Here is a 21761-nt window from a genome sequence, read left to right as displayed (position 1 = left end):
CCCCCCATGGCGAGCCTTTCCGAGCAGTTCGCGCACATCGCCACCGGCGCGATGTACGACGACCTCACCGCCGAGCTGATCGGCGCCCGGCAGCGGGCGGTGCTGGCGACCAACGCCTACAACGCCGCGTACGGGCGACCGCAGGCCGAACGGGAGGCCCTGCTCCGCGAGGTGCTGGGCACCGTCGGCGAGGGCGCGCAGTTCGAGCCGACGTTCCGGTGCGAGTTCGGCACGAACATCCACGTCGGCGCGAGGTTCTTCGCCAACTTCGACTGCGTCATGCTCGACGGCGCACCCATCACGATCGGCGACGATGTACTGATCGGCCCGAAGGTGGGCCTCTACACCGCCGACCACGCCCTGGACCTCGCCGAGCGCAAGGCCGGCGGCTGCCGGGCGAGGCCGATCACGATCGGCGACGGCGTGTGGATCGCCGGCGGCGTGACGATCCTGCCCGGTGTGACCGTCGGCCACGGCGCCGTCGTCGGCGCCGGCAGCGTCGTCACCCGGGACGTGCCCGCCGGCGCGCTCGCCGTGGGCAACCCCGCCCGGGTGCTGCGCCAGATCACCGACGCGGACCGCACCGGCTACGTCCCCACGCACTGAGCACCGCCGGACGGGCCGGAAGCGGTCAGCCGGGCAGGAGCGCGCGGCGCATGCTGGTGGCCAGCCAGCGGCGGAACGCGTCCTCGGGCCAGCCACGCTGTGACACCAGGGCCGCGTGGTGGCCCGGGTCGTTGTAGATCCACAGCACGTCCGTCGCGGTTTCCGTGTCGAGCGGCGGGGCGAGGTCGCCGAGCGTCTGGACGTGCCTGACGACCATGGCCGCGCCCGCCCGGCGGTTGCGCTGCAGGGTGTCCCACAGCTCGGCGACCTCCGGCGCGTCGTCGGCCGCCCTGCGGACGGTTTCGAACAGCAGCGCGGCGCGGCGGGCGATGACGACGCACGCGTCGGCGTAGGCGTCGAGGACCGCGCCGGGCGTGGTGGCGTCCCAGACGGGGCGGAACCACGGCCTGTCGGCGACGGCCACGGGCTCGTCGTCGCCGGCGAGCGCCTGGTCCAGCACCTGCTTGAGGAGGGCGGGCTTGGAGCCGAAGGCGGCGAAGACGGTCGGCCGGGCGACGCCGGCGGCGGCGCCGATCTCGGCCAGCGAGGTGACGACATACCCGCGCTCGACGAACAGTTCGCCGGCCGCGGCCACGATCGCCCGGCGGGTCCGCTGGGCGCCCTCCTCGCGGACGGACGACTGGTACCGCCGCCGCGGCTTGCCGTTGACATCACTCATGGTTCCGCCATACTAGCAACGTATTCATTAGACAGCGGTATGACGAATGGAGTGGGGCATGTCAGACACGGAACAGGTCCGTCCGTACGTGCGGCGCGACGGCGAGGGTGAGGCGCTGTGGTTCCTCGGCAGCCTGGTGACGGTCAAGGCGACCGGTGCGCAGACGCGGGGGCGTCTCACGGTCGTCGAGTTCGTCAATCCGCCCGGCTTCGCGCCACCGCTGCACCGGCACCTCGAGGAGGACGAGCTGTTCTACGTGCTGTCCGGCACGGCGCAGTTCCACTGCGACGGGCAGTTGCTGCCGGCAGGCCCGGGTGACTTCGTCCTGCTGCCGACGGGACTGCCGCACTCGTTCGTCGTCGGCGCCGACGAACCCCTGCGCACCCTGCAGATCACCACGCCGTCGGGTTTCGACCGGTTCGCCGCGGCGGTCGGCGAGCCGGCGCGGGCACCCCGGCTGCCCGAGCCCGGACCGATCGATCCCGTCGCTCTCGGCCACGCCGCGGCCCAGCACGCGATCGAGCTCCTCGGACCCCCACCCGGGCACTGAACGGGCCGTGGAGACGTTTGTCCGGACCTGCCCCGGGTAGCGCGGAAGGCCTGCATGAGTCCACTTCATGGAGGTACACGCCATGGTCACCAGCAAGCCCGCGAAGGCCGTCAAGCACGCCGTCGAAGCCGCCGCAGAGAAGGTGGCCGACCTGCTGACGCCCGACGTGCCCGGGTCACCGGGCAGCGGGACGCCGACGGTCGAGGAGCCGACGGCACCGGCGCCGCCGCTGCCGGCGAAGCAGGACCAGGGTGGCCCCGACACGCGCACGCCGACGGGGGAGAAGACCGGCGCGCCGGCCGCGGCGAACGGACAGCAGGGCGCATACCTGACCACGGCGCAGGGCGCGCGGCTGCGCGACACCGACCACTCGCTCAAGGCCGGGCCGCGCGGGCCGACCCTGCTGCAGGACCACCACCTCCGCGAGAAGATCACGCACTTCGACCACGAGCGGATCCCGGAGCGGGTGGTGCACGCGCGCGGCGCCGGCGCGCACGGCGTCTTCACCGGCTACGGCACCGCGGACACGTTGACCCGGGCCGGCTTCCTCAGGAAGGGCAAGGAGACCGACGTCTTCGTGCGGTTCTCCACGGTACTGGGGTCCCGCGGCTCCGCCGACACCGTGCGCGACACGAGGGGCTTCGCGACGAAGTTCTACACCGAGGAGGGCACGTTCGACCTGGTCGGCAACAACATGCCGGTCTTCTTCATCCAGGACGGCATCAAGTTCCCCGACATCATCCACGCCGGCAAGCCGCACCCGGACCGCGAGATCCCGCAGGCGCAGAGCGCGCACGACACGTTCTGGGACTTCGTGTCGCTGCACACCGAGGCGCAGCACCACGTCATGTGGAACATGTCCGACCGGGGCATCGCCCGCTCGTTCCGGATGATGGAAGGCTTCGGCATCCACACGTTCCGGCTGGTCAACGACGCCGGCGAGACGGTGCTGGCGAAGTTCCACTGGAAGCCGAAGCTCGGCGTGCATTCCCTGGTGTGGGAGGAGGCGCAGCTGCTCAGCGGCATGGACCCCGACTTCCACCGCCGCGACCTGTACGACGCGATCGAGTCCGGCGCCTACCCCGAGTGGGAGCTGTGCGTCCAGGTGTTCCCGGACACGCCGGAGGAGACGTTCGCCGGGATCGACCTGCTCGACCCGACGAAGATCGTGCCGGAGGAGCTCGCACCCGTGCAGGCGGTCGGGAAGATGGTCCTCAACCAGACGCCGCGGGACTTCTTCGCCGAGGTCGAGCAGGTCGCGTTCCACCCGGGCCACCTGCCGCCCGGCATCGACGTCACCAACGACCCGCTGCTGCAGGCGCGGCTGTTCTCCTACCTCGACACCCAGATCACCCGGCTCGCCGGCCCGAACTTCGCGCAGATCCCGATCAACCGGCCGCACGCGCCGGTCAACGACATGCTCCGCGACGGCTTCCACCAGCAGGCCGTGCACGCCGGGGTCGCACCGTACCGGCCGAACTCCCTCGACGGAGGCAACCCCTTCGTCGCCGGCGACGCCGAGCACGCCTTCTCCGACACCCCGGTGACCGTCGCGGAGGCGCCGAAGATCCGCGCCAACCCGGCGTCGTTCGACGACCACTTCAGCCAGGCCCGGCTGTTCTGGGCCAGCATGTCGCCGGTGGAGCAGGAGCACATCGTCCGCGCGTACACCTTCGAGCTCGGCAAGTGCTACGAGCAGGCGATCAAGGAACGGCAGCTGCAGGCCCTCGCCAACATCGACCCGGTGCTGTGCGCGCAGGTGGCCGCCGGGCTGGGCCTGCCCGCCCCGCAGCCGGCCGCGCCCGTGGCCGCGGTGACGCCGAGCCCCGCCCTGTCACAGGTGGGTCGCGTGTGGCCGCCGGACGGCCGCACCGTCGGCGTCGTCGTCGACCCTGAAGGCGACATGGCCGATGTACGAGCCCTCCGCGAGGCCGTGTTCGCCGCCGGCATGGTGCCGCTGCTGATCGCACCGCACGGCGGGATGGCCGGCGGCCTGCCGGTGCAGCGGACGTTCGCCACCGGCCGGTCGATCGAGTTCGACGCCCTGCTGCTCGCCGGCGCGCCCGTCCCCGCACCCGACGCGCCCCCGTCCCGCGACGCCAAGCCCGCCGACGCCGCTGTCGACCCGCGGGTCCTGCTGCTGGTCGAGGAGTGCTGGCGGCACGCCAAGGCGATCGGCGCCTGGGGCGCGGGCACCACGGTGCTGACCGCGACCGGCGTCACCGGCTCACCGGGCGTCGTCACCGGCGATGCCGCCGAGGAGGTCTTCGCGGACGTGCTGCGGCTGATGGGCGCGCACCGGGTCTGGGAGCGGTTCCCCGCCACGATCGTCTGACCGCCGCGCGGGCGGTGAGCGCCGGGGATCGGTGGCACGATGACCGGGTGTCGCATCGGCGGGCGGTGCTCGGGGTGGGTGCGTTCGTGCTGACCTTCGCCGCGCTCGCTGCCACGGCGCTGGTGATCGAGCGGATCGAACCGGCCGCTGCGCCGGTGCCGGAGTCGGTGCCGGCGTGCGTCGTCGGAGCGGTCACCGGTCTCCCCGAACGAATCGGCGGCCGGGTCGCGGGCACGCCGGCAACCGGCGGCTGCGACTGATGCCCGAGAACCACGGCACCGGCATAACGGCCGGATCGGCGGGTAGCGTGCCGCGGTGAACGCACGGACGAATGAGCCACGCGTCGGGATCACACCGAATCTGTTCGGCATCGCGTACGGGCTGACAGGCCTTGCCGGCTGCTGGGGCTACGCCGCGGTGCTGGGATTCGCGCCCGCCCTCGTGTCCGACATCCTGTGCATACTGGCGGCCGCGGTCTGGCTGACGCTGCTCATCGGCTACGTCACGCAGGTGTCGCGGCGGGCCGGCGGCTGGGGCGCCGAACTGACCAACCCGGTGCTGGGACCGTTCATCTCGCTGATCCCGATCGTCGGGATGCTGCTGTCCATCGGCCTGATGCGGCACGACCGCGGGGCGGGTCAGTGGCTGTTCGGGGTGTTCGCCATCATCACGGTCGTGCTGGCCGGGTGGATGACCGGCCAGTGGATCGCCGGCGGCCTCGACATGGACAAGCTGCACCCCGGGTACGTGCTGCCCACGGTCGCCGGAGGGCTCATCGCCACGATCGGCGCGGCGCTCGCCGGCTGGCCTGGCCTCGCCCGGGTGTTCTTCGGCCTCGGGCTCGTGTCGTGGCTCGTCATCGAGTCGATGATCCTGGCCCGGCTGTACTTCCGCGGGCCGCTTCCCCCGCAGCTGCAACCCACCCTGGCGATCCTGGCGGCGCCGCCCGCCCTCGCCGGCCTGGCGTACCTGGCCATCACCCACGGCAAGGTCGACGCCGTGGCCTTCGGGCTCGCCGGCTACACGCTCCTGGCGGCCCTCGTCCAGCTCCGGCTCATCGGCATGTACCGCCACCTGCGCTTCAGCTCCGGGTTCTGGGCGTACGCGTTCCCGTACGCGGCGGTCGCCACGTTCGGGCTGCACTGGATCGCCTACGGCCACCCACCGGGAGCCCGGATCTGGGCCTGGGTCGTCATCCTGGCGATCACCGCGCTCGTCGCCGCCCTCGCGGCCGAGACGACAGCGGCGCTCGCCCGGCACCGCTTCCTGCCGCAGCTGCGCTGAACCTCACCGCCGGCGGGTCGGCCGGTACACGAGCTCCTGGGTGCGCCCGTCGAGGGTCCGGCTCTCGAGCAGCTCGAGGTCGAAGTCGGCGGCGCCCTTGAGGATCGGGCTGGTGCCGGTCAGGCCGGAGATGACGGGGAAGATCGTCACCTGCAGGCGGTCGACCAGGCCGGCGGCCATCAGCGCCCAGTTCAGCGACAGGCTGGCCTGCGAGCGCAGCGGTACATCGGACTCCTCCTTGAGCCGCTTGACGATGTCCACCGCGTCGCCGCTGACGATGGTCGCGTCGGGCCAGCCGAGCGTGTCCCGCAACGTGGAGGAGATCACCGTCGCCGGCATCCGCATCGTCCGGACGTTCCACTCGTCGAGCGTGTGGGGGTCGATGCCGGAGGACATGATCTCGGCGTTCTCCCGGAAGGTGGTGGCGCCGAAGACCATGCGCTGCGGGGTGTCGAACAGCGCGGCGCGGTGCGCGAGCAGCTCGGGGCCCTGCTTGCTCCAGTAGCCGCCCCAGTCGCCGGGCTCGGCGTAGGAGCCGTAGCCGTCGAGCGTGGAGAAGACGTCCCAGGTGTAGACCGCGGTCATGTCGGTTCCCTTCGGTTCGTGCGGCGGGCCCTCTGTCGGCCGCCCTCACTCATGTCTACGAACGGCCGCCACCCGATCCGACACACCGCACCAGGATATTTCCGCGGGAGTGCGCGTGCCCGAAGCAATGGCGGAGAACTGGATGTTCGGCGGTGCCCTTGTCGCCGGCCGACGTGCACGATTCGGCCATGACGGCACGCGACGACGATGTGGACACCGATGCCCCCGAAGGTCCGGTTCCGGCGGCCGGACGTGGGCAACGGGTGCTCGACGTGCTGGACAAGGCGATCGGTGTCCACGGCTCGCTGGTGGCCAGGAACATCGCCCGGGCCCGCCAGCGGAACCCGGACGCGACACCGGCGCAGGTGATCCGCAACCTGGAGCGGATGTACGTCAGCGCCCTGGCCGGGACGGGTGCCGCGGTCGGCGGGGCCGCGGCCGCGCCCGGCGTCGGCACGGGGGTCGCGCTGGCGCTGTCGGCGGGCGAGGTGCTCTCATCGCTCGAGCTGACCGCCCTGTTCGCGCTCTCGGTCGCCGAGATCCACGGCGTCCCCATCGACGAGCTGGAGCGCCGCCGGACGATCGTGATGGGCATCATGCTCGGCGGGACCAGCTCCGCCACCATCAGCAAGGTCGCCGAGCGCACGGGGCAGCACTGGGGGCGTCAGGTCGTCGCCAAGGTGCCGACCGAGACGTTGCGGCAGATCAACAAGATCCTGGGCAGGAACTTCATCACCAAGTACGGGACCAGGCAGGGCATCATCGTGCTCGGCCGGGTGGCGCCGTTCGGCATCGGCGCGGTGATCGGCGGTGGCGCCAACGCCGCCGTCGCCAGTCTGGCCGTGCGGGCCGCTCGCCGCGCGTTCGGCCCGCCCCCGGAAGTGTGGACGTACGAAGGCGAGGTGGTGGATGTCGTCGACGTTCCCTAAGCGGCGTTACCGACCCGCTGGACGTCGCCGTCCCACCAGTCGCCGGTGATGCCGGAGGCGAGGGCGATGTCGCGGGCCGCGGTGTAGGCGGCGAGCGCGCCGTCGCGGTCGCGGAGTGCCTCGCGAGCCCGGCCGACCGAGCCGAACAGCGCGTTGGCGCGGAAGAACCGCTCCCGGTCCTTGCCGCCCTCCACGGTGGTGGGTGTCGTGTCCGCCGCCTCCGGCCCGGCCGTGCGCAACGCCTGCTCGCACAGGTCCTGGGCGCGGGCGCGCAGCGCGGCGGCCTCGGCGTCGCCGGGCGTGTAGGCTCGCTTCTTGAGCAGCCGCTCGATGCCTTTGCGTGCGGTATCGCGGCCGTACCGGCGGACCTGCTCGACGAGCCACAGATCCTCACCGGCGGCCCGCAGCGCGGTGGCCTCCGCGGCCCGGGCCAGGGCCACCGCGCGCCTGGCGGCGGGACCGCCCGAGAACCGGACGTCGTTCCAGTACGGCTCACCGGAGAACGCCTCGCTGCGGTTCCGCTTGGCGTCCGGCGCGTCGATGGTCCGCTCGACCAGGGCCCAGTCGTCCTCGGCGGCAGGGTCGCCGACCGCCAGCCGGCACTCGTGCCGGGCCGCGGCCAGCTCGGTCACGCGGACGTCGCCGTCGATGCAGGCGGTCAGCCACGGGATCGCCTCCGTGTACGCCCGCTGCCGGGCCAGCGCCAGCCCCATGTCCTCGGCCCCGCCGAGCGCCACCATGCCGGCGGCGTCCGGGTCGGTCGTCAACGCCAGCAGGAACCGGAGCGCCTCGTCGTGCTTGAGCCCTTCCGACCACATCCACTCACCGATCGCATGCGCGGAGAGGTGCGCGAGGGCCAGCCGGTCGAACGGGTCGCTCACCCCGACGCCGGCCTGCAGCGCCTTGACGGTACCGGTGGCGTTCCAGGACTTGCGGCCGGCGATCCGGTCCACGACCGGGCTGCGGCGCCGGACCTCCGCCAGCAACGACACCGGCACCTGGTGATGGCCGATGTAGTCCTTGTCGCTCGTCCACGGCGGGACACCCCAGTCGCCGTCGGTGGCCGCCAGGAGCCGATGGACGAGGGCCGCCTCGGTCCGCTCGCCCGCCGCTTCGAGGCAGGCCGCGGCCTCCCGCAGCGGTGCCCCGGCGTGCTCGTCGTCGAACTGTGCCCAGTCGCGTCCCTCGTTGCCCTCGCGGATCAGCGACGGGATGACCACCGGCGGCGGCAGGACCGCGGCCCAGAACCGGTGCGCCAGCACCGCGTAGGCGGACAGCCGCCCGACCACCCGCCGCTCGGCCCCGTCCACCTCGACCGTGAGCTCCAGGTCCGGCCCGTGCACCTCGACCCGGAACTCCGGCACCGGCCGCGACACCCCGAGCCAGTACTCGGCGTACCCGGCGAACACCGCCGACAGACTCCCGGCCAGCTTGGACATGCGCCGAACCCTACCGGCCCTGGTGGTCGTGGCGACCGGCAGTGTCCGTGCCGAACCCGGGCGTGTCGGCGCCTGATGCTGGCACGATGGATCGATGGTGACGATTCGAAGGTTCGACAATGCCGACGCCCACGCCGTGGCCGGCATCATCGAACGCTGCCTGCGCGAGGTCAACAGCCGCGACTACCCGAGCGAGATCATCGAGCGGATGTGCGTCCACTTCACGGCGCAACGCGTCCAGGAACTCGCCGCGCAACGGCAGATGTTCGTCGCCGAAACAGACGGGATCACCGGCACGATCTCCCGCGCCGGCAACAAGGTCCACAGCATGTTCGTCCACCCGACGTCCGCTGGCCGCGGCATCGGACGGCTCCTCCTGCGCCACATCGAGGCGCTGGCCGTGACCGACGGCTACGACCACATGGAGACCAGCGCGAGCATCACCGCGCACGACTTCTACCGCCGCCTCGGCTACGTCGACGTCCACTCCATCGAGACGGACTTCGGCCTGAACCACATCCTGCGCCGGGACCTGCCCTGACGGCCGTTCACCTCCTGCCGCGGTACCGTCACCGGCCGCACAGCGAGTCGGCGGCGGTGCCGAACTCGTCGGCGTACTGCGGCAACGCCAGCCACTCGGCGGGGATGGCGGAGGCGCCGTCCCGGACACCGAGCAGCCCGCCCGCGATGGCGGCGTTGGTGTCGGCGTGCACGCCCAGCAAACCCCCGGCCACCCGATCCCGACGATCCACTACCCGCCCTGTCGCGTCGACGCCCACCGCACCGCTACTCGCCGCTCTGATCTGGCTCGGTGACGTCCTCGGCCATCGCGAGCAGCTCCGGTGCAAGCTTCGTACGCGCGGCCAGCACCTCGATGCCGACGAGGCGGCCGGATCCGTCGAAGTCCAGATTGATCATTCCGTCGACCCCGATCGGGTCGCACGCGTACATGCGGGCCACTCTGGCGCCCTCGGCTCCGGGCTTGAGGTAGATGTAGGCCGCATTCACGGTCTCGTCGTAGGTGACCTTCAACTGAGCCATGCCCCAGCGTCCCACGACGGTCAATCTTGCCTGTTGCAGGTAGTACTGCCGATACCTCCACCAGGGCGCTGCGTGAACAGACCACCGGCCGATCAACCGCGCCGCCCCACCAGTCGCTCATCGTCCAAACCCCGCCACGACCGAAATGCTTCCAGAGCTTCAACGACGTTCACGCGTCGGCGTAGCCTGAAACGCCATGGCGGTCCGGACCGTGCCGTACGGCGGCTGAAGCCGGGCGCCACTCGCGCTGTTCCGTTACGACTCGAAGTGCCGCCAGGACGGACCGGCGTACGCCGGCGGGTCCTCGCGGCCCCCCTTGATGCTGTGCCACCGCGCGGGCCAGTCGGCGGTGGGTCCGGCGAGCATCGCCCGCACCGCGGCGGCGCTCTCGTCGGGCCGCTGCGGGTCCCACGGGACGTCCACCCAGATCTGGTACTCGTCCGGCTCCTCGAGCCACACCTCGAGTTCTCCGGTGCCGATCACGCCGACCCGCACGCCCTCGATCCCTGACGGCAGGGCAAGGCCGGCGAGGATGAGCCGCCCGGCCCGGTGCATCGCCGTCTCCCAGCTGCGGTCGGCCTCGATGCGGGCAACCTCGGCGTCGTACGCCGCGGCATCGAACAGGATCGTGCGCCGCTCGCCCACATGACGAACGCCGCGCCGGTCACCCACCTCCCAGCGCACCATGTCGCCCTCGCGGCGGACCCGCGCTTCGATCGCGCAGCAGTCCGGGCCGCAGCTCGGGCAGCAGGCAAGCGTCGCGGTCGTGAAGTCGCCGGTCGCCACGAAACGGTTCACCGGCACCAGCGCATCCCACGGGCCCGGGCCGTCGTCGCCGTTGGCGTGGCTGATGTCGACGCCGTCGATCCGCACGATCACCCGCACCTGCTCGGCGGACCGCGCATGCAGCGCTCTCTCGAGCGACAACGACAGCAACGACACCACGACCGCATCCTACGGCTGCGCGTGCAGCCGATGAGTTGAGACGTTCGGCCTCAGCCCTGTAGGAGAACCCAGACCCGGTCGAAGCGGCCGATGGCAAGATCCTCACTGCGGATCCAGAAGTACAGCTTGCCCATGTCGCCCCACATCCACTCGATCCCGAGGCCGTGCAAGTCGGTGTCCACCTGCCACAGCAGCTGCCAGCCTGCGGCGTCAGCCTGAAGATCCGGGACGCGTGGGTCGCGGTAGCCGGCCGCCGTGAGTTCTCTGCCGTTGGAGACGAGTTGGCAGTCGAGATGCATCGGGTTCTGCTGCGGTTCCGGCCATCCGAAGGCGCGGTGAACAGTGACCCGCCAGCCCCGGACGTCCTGCGGGGTAAGGCCCCAGCCGGCCTCTTCCTCCACGTCGAAGAAGAAGCAGAGCAGGCTGTCGGCCGGCAGGAGCTGCTCGCCGATCCACCGGTTCAGCTCGTCGCAACGCCACTGGCCGATCAGACTCAGCGGTCGGCCGTCGTCCTTCGTCGGCCACGCGAAGCCCATGCCAACGAGTGGAACACCCCCGAACCGGGTCACCGCAGCGTCCGCGTCACACGCTTCGGTTGGCTGGATACGCACCGACGGCAACTCAAAGCTGGCCACGGCCGCCGCGACATCTGCATCGAGCGTTGTGTACAGCGCCGCCAACTCAGCTTCGTCGACCTCCACTGCCCCACCCTTCAGCCCGCAAGCGCCGATCGTCGTCGGCCCGCCATCCGCCGTTCCGCGGTGGCCGAACGCTGTTCATCGCGCCCGAGCATAGATCAACTATGAGTGCACGATCTGCCGCAGGTAACGCGCGCCGGGATTACCTTCGCGAGTGCTGGCGGTACTGGCCAGGGGCCAGGCCTTGCTCCCGTTTGAATGCTTTGGCGAAGGCGAATTCGGAGGTGTATCCGGCGCTCTGCGCTATGGTCTGCACCGATGTGTTGCTGTCGCGCAACAGTCGCGCTGCCAAGGTCATCCGCCACCAGGTCAGGTAGCCGAGGGGTGGTTTGCCGACCAGTGAGGTGAACCGGCGAGAGAAGGCCGCCCGCGACAGCCCGGCCTTCGCGCCCAGCGCTTCGACCGTCCACTGCCGGGCGGGTTCCTGGTGGATGTGGCGCAGCGCCGCGGTGATCGCGGGGTCGGCCAGCGTCGCGGCCCAACCGGTGGCCGGGCCGCCCTCGGTCTGGTCGGCGAGCCAGGCCCGCAGGATGTAGAGCAGCATCATGTCCAGCAGCGCCGAAACGACGGCTTCGGTTCCGTGGCCGGGGTTGGCGATCTCGTCGCCGAGCAGGTTGACGGCAGCGTGCAGCGGCGAGCGGTGGCCGAGGCGAGCCGGCAGGTGAATCACCTCGGGCAGTTCCTGGAACAGTGGATGCGGCCGGGTCTGGTCGAGCGTGTAGGCGCCGCACAACAGGATCGTGGCGGCGCCTTCGCCGTCGTCGGCACTCGGCACCACCTCCGGCAGGGCGGCCGAGGGTGCGCCCGCCAGCGGCCTGGACAGGCTGTCGGCCAGCGCGTGCCCGCAACCGTGCGGCAGGCACACCACATCGCCCGGACCCAGCGCGATCGCCGCGCCCTCCGGCGGGATCAGCCAGCACGTCCCTTCCAGCACCACGTGAAAGCCGGCCCCGGAGAACGGCTCGGCCCGCACTCCCCACGGGACACGTTTGCGGATCTCGGCGGAATGTGGCCGCCCCGTGCGCATGACGCGGATGGCGTCACTGAGTACGTCCATCTCCAGATCGTATCGCCCGACGGCACCGATCGAGACGATCAGACATGGATCGAAGACCTAGAACCATGGAGAGCAGTCTTTGATCTCCATACGGTGAATGCAGTCAACCGATCGGTCCGTCTACCAGAGGAGCAGGACATGAGCCACTACACCGCCGTCGCGACCGCCACCGGCCGCGACGGCCGCGCCTTCAGCTCGGACGGCAAGCTGGACGTCACGCTCGCCCTCCAGAAGGAGTTGGGCGGCACCGGCGACGGCACCAACCCCGAGCAGTTGTTCGCGGCCGGCTACGCCGCCTGCTTCGCCACCTCGATGCAGCTGGTGGCGCAGAAGAAGAAGATCGACGTCTCCGGCATGTCGGTCACCGCTGAGGTCGGCCTGGTCCCGAACGGGCAAGGCGGCTTCCGTCTCGAAGTCACCCTGCGGACGAAGCTGCCGGAAAGCCTGCCCCGGGAAGCCGGTCGCGAACTCATCGAGGCCACTCACCAGGTATGCCCGTACTCCCACGCCACACGCGGCAACATCCCAGTCGAACTGCTCGCCGGGTAACCGCCGGACGCCGCCTGGACCGCGACCACCGGAGTCCGCGACGCAGGAACCCGCCGCATGACACAGCTCGGTGAGCCCACCAGACTCATCAGCATGACAAGGACCAGAGGGAGCACATCGTGACCGAGTGGACCAACGACATGGCCATCCGACGCTGGGGAACGATGCCCCGCACCTTGTTGGAGCAGATGGCGCACGACGGCGACTTCGCCAAGCGCCACCTGATCAACCCCATCCTGTTGCGCATGCTCGGCGACGTGGCCGGGCGGCGGGTGCTCGATGCGGGCTGCGGCAACGGCTACCTCAGCCGGATGCTGGCCGGGCGCGGCGCCCGGACCGTCGGCGTCGAGCCCGGCCAGTCCCTGTTCGACTTCGCGGTGGAGCAGGAAACCGTTGCGCCGCAAGGCATCCGGTACATTCAGGCCGACCTGTGCGCCCTGCCGGACCTCGGCGCACCGTTCGACGCCGTGGTCGCCAGCATGGTCCTGCCCGCGATCCCGGACTGGACCGGCGCCATGCAGGCGTGCGTGCACGCGCTCAAACCCGGCGGACTGTTCGTGTTCACTGTCAACCACCCCTGCTTCGAACAGCTGTGGACCGCCTGGCGCGACCACGGTGAGTACCGCACGCACCGCTACCTCGCCGAGTACGAGATCCCCGGGCCCAGCGGTGTCGACTTCCACCGCACCCTCTCGACCTACCTCAACCAGCTCACCAGCCTCGGCTGCCACCTGACCGAGATCGCCGAGCCCGGACTCGCCCCCGACGTCGCCTCCGACGGCCCCGACGGCATCGACGCCTACGTCCACTTGCCGAACTTCCTCATCGTCGCCGCACGACGCGCAACCTGACCATCGCGGCCCGACCCGCCGCGCCACCGCGGCGGGCGGCACCGGTAGTCCCCAGCGCCACGAGCGTCCGCATTCCGCAAGCAACGGCGCAGCCGCGGAGCTTCCACACCACGAACGAGCACACGCGCGGCAGACACCCACTGATACCGCTGGCAGAGAGGGCCGCACACATCTGCCGCCGTCCGGGCGTTCAGGGGGAAGGCGCGGGGGATGCGGGTGCAGGGCGCGAAGCCGGTTCGCTGCGGGCGTAGCGGTCGAGGCTGCTGGACGCGGACCCGCTGCTCTACCGTTCGGTCATGTCCGACGTCCTGCTGGTGCATGACCTCGTCGAGCGGCTCACCGGCTGGCTGCCGCGGCTGATGCCATCCGGCGCGCGACGCGACGCGCTCATCGCCGTGCTCACCGAACGGTTTGGGGCCGTGGACACCCCGGTCACCGGCGCCGACTGCGTGGCGATCGAACAGTGTGCGTGGACGGTCTCCCGCCATCTCGCGCTCACCTTCGAGCCCGGCGGCACCGGCCGGCCCGACACCGTGTCGCCGGGGTGGCCGGATCCCGACCCGGACGTGGTCCGGGCTCGGGCCGCGTGCGTTTCGCAGGTGCGGCGGCTGGCGGACGGCACCTGCCTCATCAGCGTCGATGACCTCGACGCCGTCAGCCTCGCCCAGCCGTATCTCGACGCCGCGTTCGCCCTCGCTCACGGCTCGGCCCGGATCCTGCTCGACCTACGCGCCAACGGGGGCGGCGACCCGGCAACGGTGGCGCACATCGCCGGCCGGCTGCTCGGCGATACGCCGACGCAGCTGTCCGAGGTCGTCTACCCGGACCGGCGGCGCCAGTGGTGGACACCCGCCCTGCCGTCCGGCACGAGTCTGCGGCAGCCGGTCGCCGTCCTCGTCGGCCCGGGCACGTTCTCGTCCGGCGAAGCGCTCGCGTATCACCTGCAGGCACGGGGCAGGGTGGCCGTCGTGGGTGAAACCACGCCCGGCGCCGCCGATCACATCACGCCGATCCGGCTGGCGCCGACGGTCCTGGCGTACCTGCCCGAGGCCTACGTCGTCGACAGCATCACCGGCACCAACTGGGAGGGCGCCGGCGTCGTGCCCGACGTCGTCAGCCCGCCCGACACGGTGATCGAGACCGCGGTGGAGGCGCTGCGCTGACGGCTGCTGGGTGAGCCGGGCCAGGATCAGGGCAGTTCGCAGGGCCGTCAGGAATCTTTCCGCGCGGGTCAGCCGCTGGCCTTCGGGAGCACGAGTTCGGCGAACACGGCCCGGTGGTCGCTCCCCGCGATGCGATGGATCACGACCTTCCGCACTCCGACGCGCTTGTCGGCGAGGATGTGGTCGAGCGTCACGCTCGGGAAGTACCACCGGTTGTCGTAGGGCCACGACGTGGACAGCCCGGCACCGGCGGTGTCGGCGGCGTCGTGGTACCCCTTCGCCACCACCCCGCGGAACGCCTCGTGGTCGAGGGTCGAGTTGAAGTCGCCCATGAGCACGCTGACCGGCCCGTTCGGGGTCGCCGCCGGCTGCGCCGCGAGATCGGCGTGCCAACAGGCGTCCGTCACGCGGCCCATCGGGGCGCACGGGTGCGCCGACTCGACGTACACCTCCGGGGCGCCCGGCACCTGTACTCTGCCGTGCGCCTGCATGAAGCCGCCGGCGAGCTGTCGGTACCCCTTGTCGGCGAGCGGGAAGCGGCTGTAGACGGCCGAGCCGCCCGCGTCGGCCCGCGGGTAGGTGACCGCGTCCGGCAGTGTCTCCTCCAGCCCGGCCGCATGCAGTGCGGCACGCGCTTCGGCGGTGTACTCCTGGACGGCGAGCAGGTCGACGGCGCCGTCGCGGACGAGGCGCACGATCTGGCCGGGGTCGGCCTGGCCGTAGAGCATGTTGACGGTCATCACCCGCAGCGTCGGCCCTGTCTGAGCCCCGGCGTCGGTGTCGGCGATCCAGCGCGGCAGGACGCACGCCGCGAATGCGACCACCACCCCCGCAGCCACGACCGCCGGCCAGATCCGTTTCGTCAGCACCGCGAGCGCCAGCGGCACGAACGAGACCACCGCGACGTACGGGGTGAAGGCGAGGAGCTGGATGGTCGGGTAGCCGCTCTCCAGGCCGAACACCCGCACCGCCGCCCATACCGCGAACGGCGCGATGATCAGCCACAGCAGCACTGTCAACCACCGCCGCCGCTGTAGGGTCGCAGCAGGCGACGTGCCCGGCAGAGTCTCCTCGGTGCTGATCATCCGGCTAAGGGTAGGGGACCAGGCGAGTCGTCACGTGGCGGGTCGTTGGACGAGCGCTCGGTCCCCTGGGGTGAGGCAGGACCTCCGGCACCCTCGCCGGGCGGTCACGTCAGCGGGAGTTGTTTCGGCCCGGCCTGCCCTTGAACCGCCTCTGTACGATGCACCGCGCGTTTCAAGATCGCATCGCGTCAACGTACACAAGGCATTCAGGAGCGTTCCACATATGCTGTCCCAGCTGCAGTATCATGCGCGTTCGTTGGCCCTGGCCGGGCGAACCGCGGAGATTTCACCCGACGCCGTCGTGGCCATCGACCGGTTCGCCGCTGCGCGCGGTTTCCCGCTGCCCGCATCGGTGCGGGAGTGGTATTCACTCGCCGCCGGCCAGGAGACGCTGCGCGCGTTCAGCAACGAGGACCGCGTGTACGCGGCCCACGAGCTGGGCCGGATGGAGCAGTACTGGCCCGGCGACGAGTCCGACCAGGAACGCGAGTGGGATCTGGTCGCCGAGCGTCAGCTGCTGCCGTTCATGATCGAGAATCAGGGAGTCTGCTTCTGGGCGGTCATGCTCGACGGCAGCGACGACCCGCCCGTGATGATCTCGTTCGACGACCTGGAGCCCACCGACGAGTGGACGATGCTCACGGCTTCGTTCTCGGATCTGGTGTACACCCGGATCTGGGACCACCAGGCGATGTGCGGCGAACGGACGCTCCGGGCACCGGTAACGAGCTTCGACCCGGCCGCCTGGGCGGGGCTCGGCACACGGTTGGAGGAGCGGCCCACGGACAGCAACGGCCAGCGGCACCGGTTCGCCGGAAGCGCCGACGACCAGCGGGTCCTGCTGGAGAAGGACGCGTGGGGCCAGACCGGCCAGTGTTACCTGTGGGCGGCCAGCGATGACCTGCTCGTCGACCTCGTCACCACCGTGCGGGCAGCCAGCGGCCTGGCGACGCAGCTCAGCACGTACTGGGGCGCGGAGGCCCTCGACCGCATCGGCCATCGCCTGGAAGCCTGAACCATCTCGCCGACGCGCGCGGCACGGCCCGGGGGCTCGTGGTGTCGAACCACCGTCCCCGGCCGGCCGCCCTGTCGTAGTTCAGGCGGAGAGCAGGCCGCCATCGATGATCACGGACTGTCCCGTCAGGTAGGCCGAGCCCGGACCGAGCAGGTACACGATGAGGGTGGCCACCTCCTCCGGATCGCCCTGCCGGCCCAGCGGCACCCGCGCGACGATGCCGTTCAGGGCAGCGTCGGTGTCGGCCTGGGCGTTCCAGTACGGATCGTTGAACGGGGTGTCGATCCACCCCGGGCACACGCTGTTGACGCGAACTCCGCGGCCCGCGAGCTCGACCGCCAGCGATCGAGTCAGGCTGATGAGTGCACCCTTGGACGCGGCGTAGGCGAACGTGCCGGGGCTGCCGCGGTGGGCCGCGGTCGAGCCCGTGAACACGATGCTTCCGCGGCTGTCCGCCAGCGCCGCCGCGGCCGCCTGGGCCAGCAGGTAGGGCGCCCGAACGTTCACCGCCATGGTCGCTTCCCACGCCTCGAACGCGAAGGTCTCCAGGGGAGCGACGACGTGCAGGCCGGCGGTCACGACAACGTGGTCGAGCCGCTCGAATGCCTCCAGGGCGGCGTCCACGGCGGCCTTCGGCGCGTGCCTGTCGGCCAGGTCGTGGTGCCCCACGACGATCCGCCCCGGGGCCTCCTGCGCCGCCACCTCCCGGGCCGTCGAGTCATTGACGTCGGCCAGGTAGACGTCGGTGCCGGCGGCGCGCAGGGCCCGCACGGTTGCCCGTCCGATGCCGGTGGCGCCGCCGGCGACCAGCGCGACGGTCACTCGCCCGCCACCGCGTACGCCCGGTAGTTGGCCGATCCCGGGCCGGCCGCACGGTTCTTCACCACGGCGGCCGCGCGGTAGACCGCCGAGCTCGGCGTGGCATCACGGACGACGGCCGGGACGTCACCGCCCTTCGCGTCGCTGCCGGCCAGGGCGTCGAGGATCCGTGCGAGGAACTGGGGCAGGTCGTTGGGCAGCTGCGAGGTGATGAGGTTGCCGTCGACCACGACGGCCTCGTTGCGCCAGTCGCCACCGGCGTGAATCACGTCGTCCTTGATGACGGGGACCGACGTGACGGCCCGCCCCTTCACGATGTCCGCCGTCGCCAGCAGCCATCCCGCGTGGCAGATCGCCGCGACCGGGGCGGCCCGGTCGTTGAGGGCGCGGACGAACTCGACGAAGCGCGGTTCCCGGCGCAGGTACTCGGGCGAGAACCCGCCGGGCACGATCACCGCGTCGAAGTCGTCGGGCGACACGTCCGCGATGCCGACCTCGGCGACCGCCGGGTAGCCCAGCTTGCTGGCGTACACCTCGCCCGCGCGGGAGCCCACGATCGTGACCCGTACACCGGCCTCCCGCAGCCGCAGGACCGGATACCACAGCTCCAGCTCCTGGTACAGGTTCTCGGCCAGGACGGCGACTCGAGCCTTCTGCAGTTCCATTCAGTCCTCCGTCAGACCGCGATCGACAGGATGCGTCGGGGGTTGTGAATCATGATCTGGTCGAGCTGTTCGTCGGTGACGCCCTTGGCCTTCAGGCGCGGCACCCAGCTGGTGAACATGTAGTTGAGGTTGACCTTCTCGTTCTCCAGCTGCGGGTCGGTCTCGGTGACCGTCGCCCGGGGGTTGAAGAACCACCGGTCGAACGACAGGACGATGCGGTTCAGGTAGCCGTCCTCGATGAGCTCGATGAGGGCGTTGGCCATCGCCTCGTCCAGCTCTTCCGCGCTGCCGACGCGCCAGGGAATGCCGATGTGGTCCAACTGGACGTTCGCGCCCATCTTGAGGACCTCGCGCATCATGTTGACCTGCGGCGGCACGAAGGCGTGGCCGATGATCACCTTGGAGAGGTCCATGCCGACCTCGTCGAGGATCTCGAGCTGCTCGCGTCCCGGGTTCGTGACCTCGAAGTCCATCGGGTCGATGTGGGTGTTGATGCCGCAGCCGGTCGCCATGGCCGCCTTGCCGGCCGCCCGGATCAGGCGGTCCTCCACCTCGTGGACGTGGCGGCCGTACGCGCCCACCGGGCTCGGCTTGGGAAAGACGCTCTCCTGACCAGTGGCGATCTTGATGGCGCCGGCCTTGTACGGCGTCTGCTGCCAGGCGAACACCATGCCCTCGGTGAGGTCACGCACGAAGAAGTCGGTGAGCTCCTCGACGGTCTGCCGGCGCCAGTAGTACGGCACGCCCATGCGTTCCGGGAAGAACCCGGTGATCGCCACGACGTTGATGCCGGTGCGCTTGGCGACGTCCACCATGAACTGCGGGTGGCGGCCGACCTCGGCCGGGGTCATGTCGATGAGGGTGTTGTAGCCGTTGGGGATCATGCCGGTGACGATTTGATCGCTGACCCGCTCGACGGCGGCGGGGTGGTCGAACACGGTCCGGTGGTCCAGCTCGGCCCCGGGGTAGCCGTAGAGCAGGTGCTCGTGGGTGAGGATGCGGCCCGACTCCTCGGCCGGGACGTCACCGAGCACGGTACGGAAGATCTGCATGACGAATGCTCCTTCGACGTCGGCGAGCGGGGCTCAGCCGGCCAGCTCGGTCCGCAGCCGGGTGAACAGGGAGGGAAGGGCGTCGGCGTCCACCGCGACGCGGTCGGGATCGACGTCGAGGACGAGCTCCCGGACCAGGTGGGCGCCGGAGCCGCTGGCGAAAATGGGCACCTCCGCGGCGCGCAACCGGCGCAGGAGCGCCACCTGCTCGTCGCTGGCCGCCGGGCGGCCGGTCACCGTCCCCGGCACGACCAGTGCGTCCACGTCCTCGGACACGACCTCGTCCGGGACCGTGTCCCCGAGGATCGGGTAGCCCAGGTGGCTCTCACACGGGCCGTCCCCCGGACCGACGACCTTGACCTCCGCCCCCTCCTCCCGGGCGCGCAGGACCGGGTACCAGAACTCGAGCTCCTGGTAGCCGTCGAAGGCGAAGACGACGATCGAACGGTTGGACAACGTCATGGGGATTGACCTGGCCTCTCAAGAGAACTGGTCTAGTACATGAACCAGTTGCAGTTTGCCACACGATGGATCGGCTGGGAAGTTCGTCAGGAGCCGGGCTGAGCCGCTACAAAGCCGCGGTGAACCTGTCGAGTGCGTGCGACGCCGCCCCGAGCAGTGCCGCGTCCTCGTCGTCGCGCACGTGGTGCAGCTCCGTGCGGGCCCAGCGCGGCCGGGTGCGGTCCCAGTGGGTTCGCACCGCGCGGCCGAACCACGTGTCCGGGGCCAGGGGTGCCCCGGCAAGGACGATGCGCTGCGGATCGTGCGTCGCGACGATCGTGCGCAGGCCGGCGGACAGGGCGAACGCGGACCGGTCGAGCACGCCGACCGCCTGGCCGTCGCCGTTCTCGGCGGCGTCCTGCAGGTCTCCGGCGTGCAGGGCGCGCCCGCTGTGTGCGCGGGCGGCGAGCAGGGGGCTCAACCCGTCCTTCGCGAGCGCGCCCGCGGCTTCGGCCAGGACCCGTCCGGAGACCAGCGCCTCGAGGCAGCCGGTGCCGCCGCAGGGGCAGCGGGGACCGTACACGTCGACCACCACATGGCCGAAGTCGCCGGCGCCGCCGAGCCCGGGGTCCAGCGAGCCGTCCCTGATCACCGCTCCGCCGATGCCGGTGCCCATGGTCAGGACGACGGTCGTGCCGTGCGGCCAGCGAGCCGCCACGCCCAGCGCGGTGGCCTGCGCGTCGTTGAGCAGATAGGTGGGCAGCGGCAGGTGCGGGTGCAGCGCCGCCGCAACGTCGGTCCCGTCGGTGAAACCGAGGTTGACGGCGGTGCCGACGATGCCTTCCTGCACCACGCCCGCGAGTCCCACGCCCACCGCCGCCGGAGGCCGGGCCAGGTCCGCGGTCGTGTGCAGGACCATCTCGGCGACGGTGACGTACTGCTCGGCCAGGCTCGCCGGCTTGGCGCGGCGGTCCTTGCGCACGATCCGGCCGCCGGACACGGCGGCCGCCCGGATCCAGGTCCCACCCCAGTCGACGGCGGCCACGATGGTGTCGTGACCGCCGCCGACCGCGATGTCAGGCAACGCAGCCCGGCCGGTACTCGCCGGCCACCGAGAAGAGGCACGTGGCGGGCTCGTGGCTCATGTTGTAGAACGAGTGCGGCGTGCCGGCCGGGATCCGCACACCGTCCCAGGCGTCCAGCTCGACCCACTTCTTCGTGCCGGTCAGCTCGACGTGCAGGTTGCCCGACTCCACGAAGATCACCTTGTCGGCGCCGTGGCTGTACACGTCGCTGCGCTGGCCGCCCAGGAACGACATCTTCCCGCCGGTGAGGTGCTCGGTGCTGGCCAGGATGCCCACGAGGATCTCGCGGCCCCGCGTGGTGCCCTCCATCCGCCAGAGGATGTCGGCCTCCCGGATCATCCAGGTGGTCCGCTCGCGCGGGAGGTCGCGGGCCATCGGCCAGTTGCCGAGCAGCTCGTCCTGGCCCTGCTTCGGCGGGCCGTCGAGCGGGGGCTGGGCACGCGCGTAGGCGCCGCCCGTTCCGGCCTTGGGGGCGGGCTGGAAGAACTCGAGCATCCGCAGCTGCGTGTTGCTGTGGTTCCACTGGTAGTGCCAGGTGTCCTTGCGGAAGAAGATGGCCTCGCCGGGGTTGACCACGAAGACCTCGCCGGTGACCGGGTTGCTCTGGACCATGCGCCCTTCGAGCACGTAGAAGAGCTCGTCGGCGCCGAACACCGTGGGGTGCTCCGGCGAGGAGATCGCGGAACCGTTCGGCGGCATGCCGACGATGTTGAGGTTCATCGTTGCGTCGTCGGCGTAGAACCAGTCGCACAGCCGTCCGGTGGTCTCGTCGCCCCACGTGCGCCGCTCGAGGTCCCGGTATCGAAGGACCTGCGGCTCGCGGATGCTCTCGTCTGTCATGTCGCCCTCTCGTAGCCAACTGGTCTGTATAGTAGACCAGTCTGGAAG

General features: G+C 70.9%; 26 protein-coding genes. 11 read left to right on the top strand and 15 right to left on the bottom strand.

Annotated elements, in window-relative coordinates:
- The first annotated feature begins 6 nt into the window (after positions 1 to 6).
- Complete coding sequence (locus ACQEVZ_RS46925) at positions 7 to 606, top strand: sugar O-acetyltransferase (RefSeq protein ID WP_433380608.1); 600 nt, start codon at positions 7 to 9, stop codon at positions 604 to 606.
- A gap of 25 nt (positions 607 to 631) precedes the next feature.
- Here ACQEVZ_RS46925 and ACQEVZ_RS46920 read toward each other — a convergent pair whose 3' ends face one another.
- On the bottom strand, positions 632 to 1285 hold the full coding sequence (locus tag ACQEVZ_RS46920) for a TetR/AcrR family transcriptional regulator (RefSeq protein WP_433380605.1): 654 nt from the start codon (positions 1283 to 1285) through the stop codon (positions 632 to 634).
- Positions 1286 to 1343: 58 nt separating this feature from the next.
- Here ACQEVZ_RS46920 and ACQEVZ_RS46915 point away from each other — a divergent pair, with 58 nt between their 5' ends.
- The 4 genes from ACQEVZ_RS46915 (at position 1344) to ACQEVZ_RS46900 (ending at position 5454) form a co-directional block, all read left to right on the top strand.
- Entirely contained in the window at positions 1344 to 1835 is a 492-nt protein-coding gene (locus ACQEVZ_RS46915) for a quercetin 2,3-dioxygenase (protein ID WP_433380602.1), read from the top strand.
- An 82-nt stretch (positions 1836 to 1917) separates the two neighbouring features.
- Positions 1918 to 4170 carry a catalase gene (locus ACQEVZ_RS46910; RefSeq protein ID WP_433380599.1) on the top strand — a complete coding sequence of 751 codons (2253 nt, stop codon included), beginning with the start codon at positions 1918 to 1920 and terminating at the stop codon, positions 4168 to 4170.
- A gap of 47 nt (positions 4171 to 4217) precedes the next feature.
- Positions 4218 to 4430, top strand: a complete 213-nt coding sequence (locus ACQEVZ_RS46905) for a hypothetical protein (RefSeq protein WP_433380596.1) — start codon at positions 4218 to 4220, stop codon at positions 4428 to 4430.
- 55 nt (positions 4431 to 4485) lie between these two features.
- Positions 4486 to 5454: a hypothetical protein gene (locus tag ACQEVZ_RS46900; RefSeq protein WP_433380593.1), complete on the top strand. Its 969-nt coding sequence runs from the start codon at positions 4486 to 4488 to the stop codon at positions 5452 to 5454.
- 3 nt (positions 5455 to 5457) lie between these two features.
- Here ACQEVZ_RS46900 and ACQEVZ_RS46895 read toward each other — a convergent pair whose 3' ends face one another.
- Positions 5458 to 6039, bottom strand: a complete 582-nt coding sequence (locus ACQEVZ_RS46895) for a dihydrofolate reductase family protein (protein ID WP_433380590.1) — start codon at positions 6037 to 6039, stop codon at positions 5458 to 5460.
- A 188-nt stretch (positions 6040 to 6227) separates the two neighbouring features.
- On the opposite strand from ACQEVZ_RS46895, the gene ACQEVZ_RS46890 reads away from it, so the two are divergent.
- Positions 6228 to 6968, top strand: a complete 741-nt coding sequence (locus ACQEVZ_RS46890; RefSeq protein WP_344509807.1) for a hypothetical protein — start codon at positions 6228 to 6230, stop codon at positions 6966 to 6968.
- Here the strand turns inward: ACQEVZ_RS46890 and ACQEVZ_RS46885 are convergent.
- A complete protein-coding gene (locus ACQEVZ_RS46885; protein WP_433380587.1) occupies positions 6965 to 8407 on the bottom strand; it encodes a hypothetical protein in 1443 nt (480 codons plus the stop codon). The two genes, ACQEVZ_RS46890 and ACQEVZ_RS46885, sit on opposite strands and share 4 nt — an antisense overlap.
- Before the next feature lie 94 nt (positions 8408 to 8501).
- Between ACQEVZ_RS46885 and ACQEVZ_RS46880 the strand changes: the two genes are divergently transcribed.
- The gene (locus ACQEVZ_RS46880) at positions 8502 to 8948 is read left to right on the top strand and encodes an N-acetyltransferase family protein (RefSeq protein WP_433380584.1); all 447 of its coding nucleotides are present in this window, start codon (positions 8502 to 8504) and stop codon (positions 8946 to 8948) included.
- A gap of 28 nt (positions 8949 to 8976) precedes the next feature.
- On the opposite strand, the gene ACQEVZ_RS46875 is transcribed toward ACQEVZ_RS46880, so the two are convergent.
- From ACQEVZ_RS46875 to ACQEVZ_RS46855, 5 genes are all read right to left on the bottom strand, one after another.
- Positions 8977 to 9141 (bottom strand): ADP-ribosylglycohydrolase family protein, encoded by a 165-nt coding sequence (locus tag ACQEVZ_RS46875; RefSeq protein WP_433380581.1) that lies wholly within the window; start codon positions 9139 to 9141, stop codon positions 8977 to 8979.
- Between the two features lie 52 nt (positions 9142 to 9193).
- Positions 9194 to 9463, bottom strand: coding sequence for a DUF2283 domain-containing protein (locus ACQEVZ_RS46870; RefSeq protein ID WP_433380578.1), 270 nt, complete (start codon positions 9461 to 9463; stop codon positions 9194 to 9196).
- Between the two features lie 240 nt (positions 9464 to 9703).
- Complete coding sequence (locus ACQEVZ_RS46865; RefSeq protein WP_433380575.1) at positions 9704 to 10393, bottom strand: hypothetical protein; 690 nt, start codon at positions 10391 to 10393, stop codon at positions 9704 to 9706.
- A gap of 50 nt (positions 10394 to 10443) precedes the next feature.
- Positions 10444 to 11094 carry a DUF1963 domain-containing protein gene (locus ACQEVZ_RS46860; protein ID WP_433380572.1) on the bottom strand — a complete coding sequence of 217 codons (651 nt, stop codon included), beginning with the start codon at positions 11092 to 11094 and terminating at the stop codon, positions 10444 to 10446.
- Between the two features lie 139 nt (positions 11095 to 11233).
- On the bottom strand, positions 11234 to 12148 hold the full coding sequence (locus tag ACQEVZ_RS46855) for an AraC family transcriptional regulator (RefSeq protein WP_433380569.1): 915 nt from the start codon (positions 12146 to 12148) through the stop codon (positions 11234 to 11236).
- 138 nt (positions 12149 to 12286) lie between these two features.
- Between ACQEVZ_RS46855 and ACQEVZ_RS46850 the strand changes: the two genes are divergently transcribed.
- From ACQEVZ_RS46850 to ACQEVZ_RS46840, 3 genes are all read left to right on the top strand, one after another.
- The gene (locus tag ACQEVZ_RS46850; protein ID WP_344509819.1) at positions 12287 to 12697 is read left to right on the top strand and encodes an organic hydroperoxide resistance protein; all 411 of its coding nucleotides are present in this window, start codon (positions 12287 to 12289) and stop codon (positions 12695 to 12697) included.
- A 119-nt stretch (positions 12698 to 12816) separates the two neighbouring features.
- Complete coding sequence (locus tag ACQEVZ_RS46845) at positions 12817 to 13548, top strand: class I SAM-dependent methyltransferase (RefSeq protein ID WP_433380565.1); 732 nt, start codon at positions 12817 to 12819, stop codon at positions 13546 to 13548.
- A 296-nt stretch (positions 13549 to 13844) separates the two neighbouring features.
- On the top strand, positions 13845 to 14711 hold the full coding sequence (locus ACQEVZ_RS46840; protein WP_433380562.1) for a S41 family peptidase: 867 nt from the start codon (positions 13845 to 13847) through the stop codon (positions 14709 to 14711).
- Positions 14712 to 14779: 68 nt separating this feature from the next.
- Here the strand turns inward: ACQEVZ_RS46840 and ACQEVZ_RS46835 are convergent, their stop codons facing one another.
- Positions 14780 to 15796, bottom strand: a complete 1017-nt coding sequence (locus ACQEVZ_RS46835; RefSeq protein ID WP_433380559.1) for an endonuclease/exonuclease/phosphatase family protein — start codon at positions 15794 to 15796, stop codon at positions 14780 to 14782.
- 256 nt (positions 15797 to 16052) lie between these two features.
- Between ACQEVZ_RS46835 and ACQEVZ_RS46830 the strand changes: the two genes are divergently transcribed.
- On the top strand, positions 16053 to 16811 hold the full coding sequence (locus tag ACQEVZ_RS46830) for an SMI1/KNR4 family protein (RefSeq protein ID WP_433380556.1): 759 nt from the start codon (positions 16053 to 16055) through the stop codon (positions 16809 to 16811).
- Between the two features lie 81 nt (positions 16812 to 16892).
- Here the strand turns inward: ACQEVZ_RS46830 and ACQEVZ_RS46825 are convergent, their stop codons facing one another.
- The 6 genes from ACQEVZ_RS46825 to ACQEVZ_RS46800 all read right to left on the bottom strand — a co-directional run bounded on the left by ACQEVZ_RS46825 (position 16893) and on the right by ACQEVZ_RS46800 (position 21713).
- Positions 16893 to 17633, bottom strand: a complete 741-nt coding sequence (locus tag ACQEVZ_RS46825) for an SDR family NAD(P)-dependent oxidoreductase (RefSeq protein WP_433380553.1) — start codon at positions 17631 to 17633, stop codon at positions 16893 to 16895.
- Entirely contained in the window at positions 17630 to 18295 is a 666-nt protein-coding gene (locus ACQEVZ_RS46820) for a type 1 glutamine amidotransferase domain-containing protein (protein ID WP_344509833.1), read from the bottom strand. The genes ACQEVZ_RS46825 and ACQEVZ_RS46820 overlap by 4 nt, the downstream gene beginning before the upstream one ends.
- 11 nt (positions 18296 to 18306) lie before the next feature.
- Complete coding sequence (locus tag ACQEVZ_RS46815; protein ID WP_344509835.1) at positions 18307 to 19347, bottom strand: phosphotriesterase family protein; 1041 nt, start codon at positions 19345 to 19347, stop codon at positions 18307 to 18309.
- 33 nt (positions 19348 to 19380) lie between these two features.
- Positions 19381 to 19809 carry a DJ-1/PfpI family protein gene (locus tag ACQEVZ_RS46810; RefSeq protein WP_344509837.1) on the bottom strand — a complete coding sequence of 143 codons (429 nt, stop codon included), beginning with the start codon at positions 19807 to 19809 and terminating at the stop codon, positions 19381 to 19383.
- 106 nt (positions 19810 to 19915) lie between these two features.
- Positions 19916 to 20872, bottom strand: coding sequence for an ROK family protein (locus ACQEVZ_RS46805; RefSeq protein WP_433380548.1), 957 nt, complete (start codon positions 20870 to 20872; stop codon positions 19916 to 19918).
- Complete coding sequence (locus ACQEVZ_RS46800) at positions 20865 to 21713, bottom strand: cupin domain-containing protein (protein WP_360572164.1); 849 nt, start codon at positions 21711 to 21713, stop codon at positions 20865 to 20867. The genes ACQEVZ_RS46805 and ACQEVZ_RS46800 overlap by 8 nt, the downstream gene beginning before the upstream one ends.
- Positions 21714 to 21761: the final 48 nt, after the last annotated feature.

This window comes from Dactylosporangium sp. CA-152071, from assembly GCF_050936335.1.
Lineage (GTDB): Bacteria > Actinomycetota > Actinomycetes > Mycobacteriales > Micromonosporaceae > Dactylosporangium > Dactylosporangium maewongense.
Note: the sequence above shows the minus strand (reverse complement) of the source record. Positions and strands in the feature narration are given on the sequence as shown.

Coding starts and splice junctions, on each gene's coding strand:
- ACQEVZ_RS46800 (WP_360572164.1), bottom strand. CDS start 21,713: ATGACAGACGAGAGCATCCGCGAGCCGCAGGTCCTTCGATACCGGGAC.
- ACQEVZ_RS46820 (WP_344509833.1), bottom strand. CDS start 18,295: ATGGAACTGCAGAAGGCTCGAGTCGCCGTCCTGGCCGAGAACCTGTAC.
- ACQEVZ_RS46915 (WP_433380602.1), top strand. CDS start 1,344: ATGTCAGACACGGAACAGGTCCGTCCGTACGTGCGGCGCGACGGCGAG.
- ACQEVZ_RS46810 (WP_344509837.1), bottom strand. CDS start 19,809: ATGACGTTGTCCAACCGTTCGATCGTCGTCTTCGCCTTCGACGGCTAC.
- ACQEVZ_RS46910 (WP_433380599.1), top strand. CDS start 1,918: ATGGTCACCAGCAAGCCCGCGAAGGCCGTCAAGCACGCCGTCGAAGCC.
- ACQEVZ_RS46840 (WP_433380562.1), top strand. CDS start 13,845: ATGTCCGACGTCCTGCTGGTGCATGACCTCGTCGAGCGGCTCACCGGC.
- ACQEVZ_RS46890 (WP_344509807.1), top strand. CDS start 6,228: ATGACGGCACGCGACGACGATGTGGACACCGATGCCCCCGAAGGTCCG.
- ACQEVZ_RS46895 (WP_433380590.1), bottom strand. CDS start 6,039: ATGACCGCGGTCTACACCTGGGACGTCTTCTCCACGCTCGACGGCTAC.
- ACQEVZ_RS46920 (WP_433380605.1), bottom strand. CDS start 1,285: ATGAGTGATGTCAACGGCAAGCCGCGGCGGCGGTACCAGTCGTCCGTC.
- ACQEVZ_RS46835 (WP_433380559.1), bottom strand. CDS start 15,796: ATGATCAGCACCGAGGAGACTCTGCCGGGCACGTCGCCTGCTGCGACC.
- ACQEVZ_RS46880 (WP_433380584.1), top strand. CDS start 8,502: ATGGTGACGATTCGAAGGTTCGACAATGCCGACGCCCACGCCGTGGCC.
- ACQEVZ_RS46815 (WP_344509835.1), bottom strand. CDS start 19,347: ATGCAGATCTTCCGTACCGTGCTCGGTGACGTCCCGGCCGAGGAGTCG.
- ACQEVZ_RS46850 (WP_344509819.1), top strand. CDS start 12,287: ATGAGCCACTACACCGCCGTCGCGACCGCCACCGGCCGCGACGGCCGC.
- ACQEVZ_RS46855 (WP_433380569.1), bottom strand. CDS start 12,148: ATGGACGTACTCAGTGACGCCATCCGCGTCATGCGCACGGGGCGGCCA.
- ACQEVZ_RS46885 (WP_433380587.1), bottom strand. CDS start 8,407: ATGTCCAAGCTGGCCGGGAGTCTGTCGGCGGTGTTCGCCGGGTACGCC.
- ACQEVZ_RS46925 (WP_433380608.1), top strand. CDS start 7: ATGGCGAGCCTTTCCGAGCAGTTCGCGCACATCGCCACCGGCGCGATG.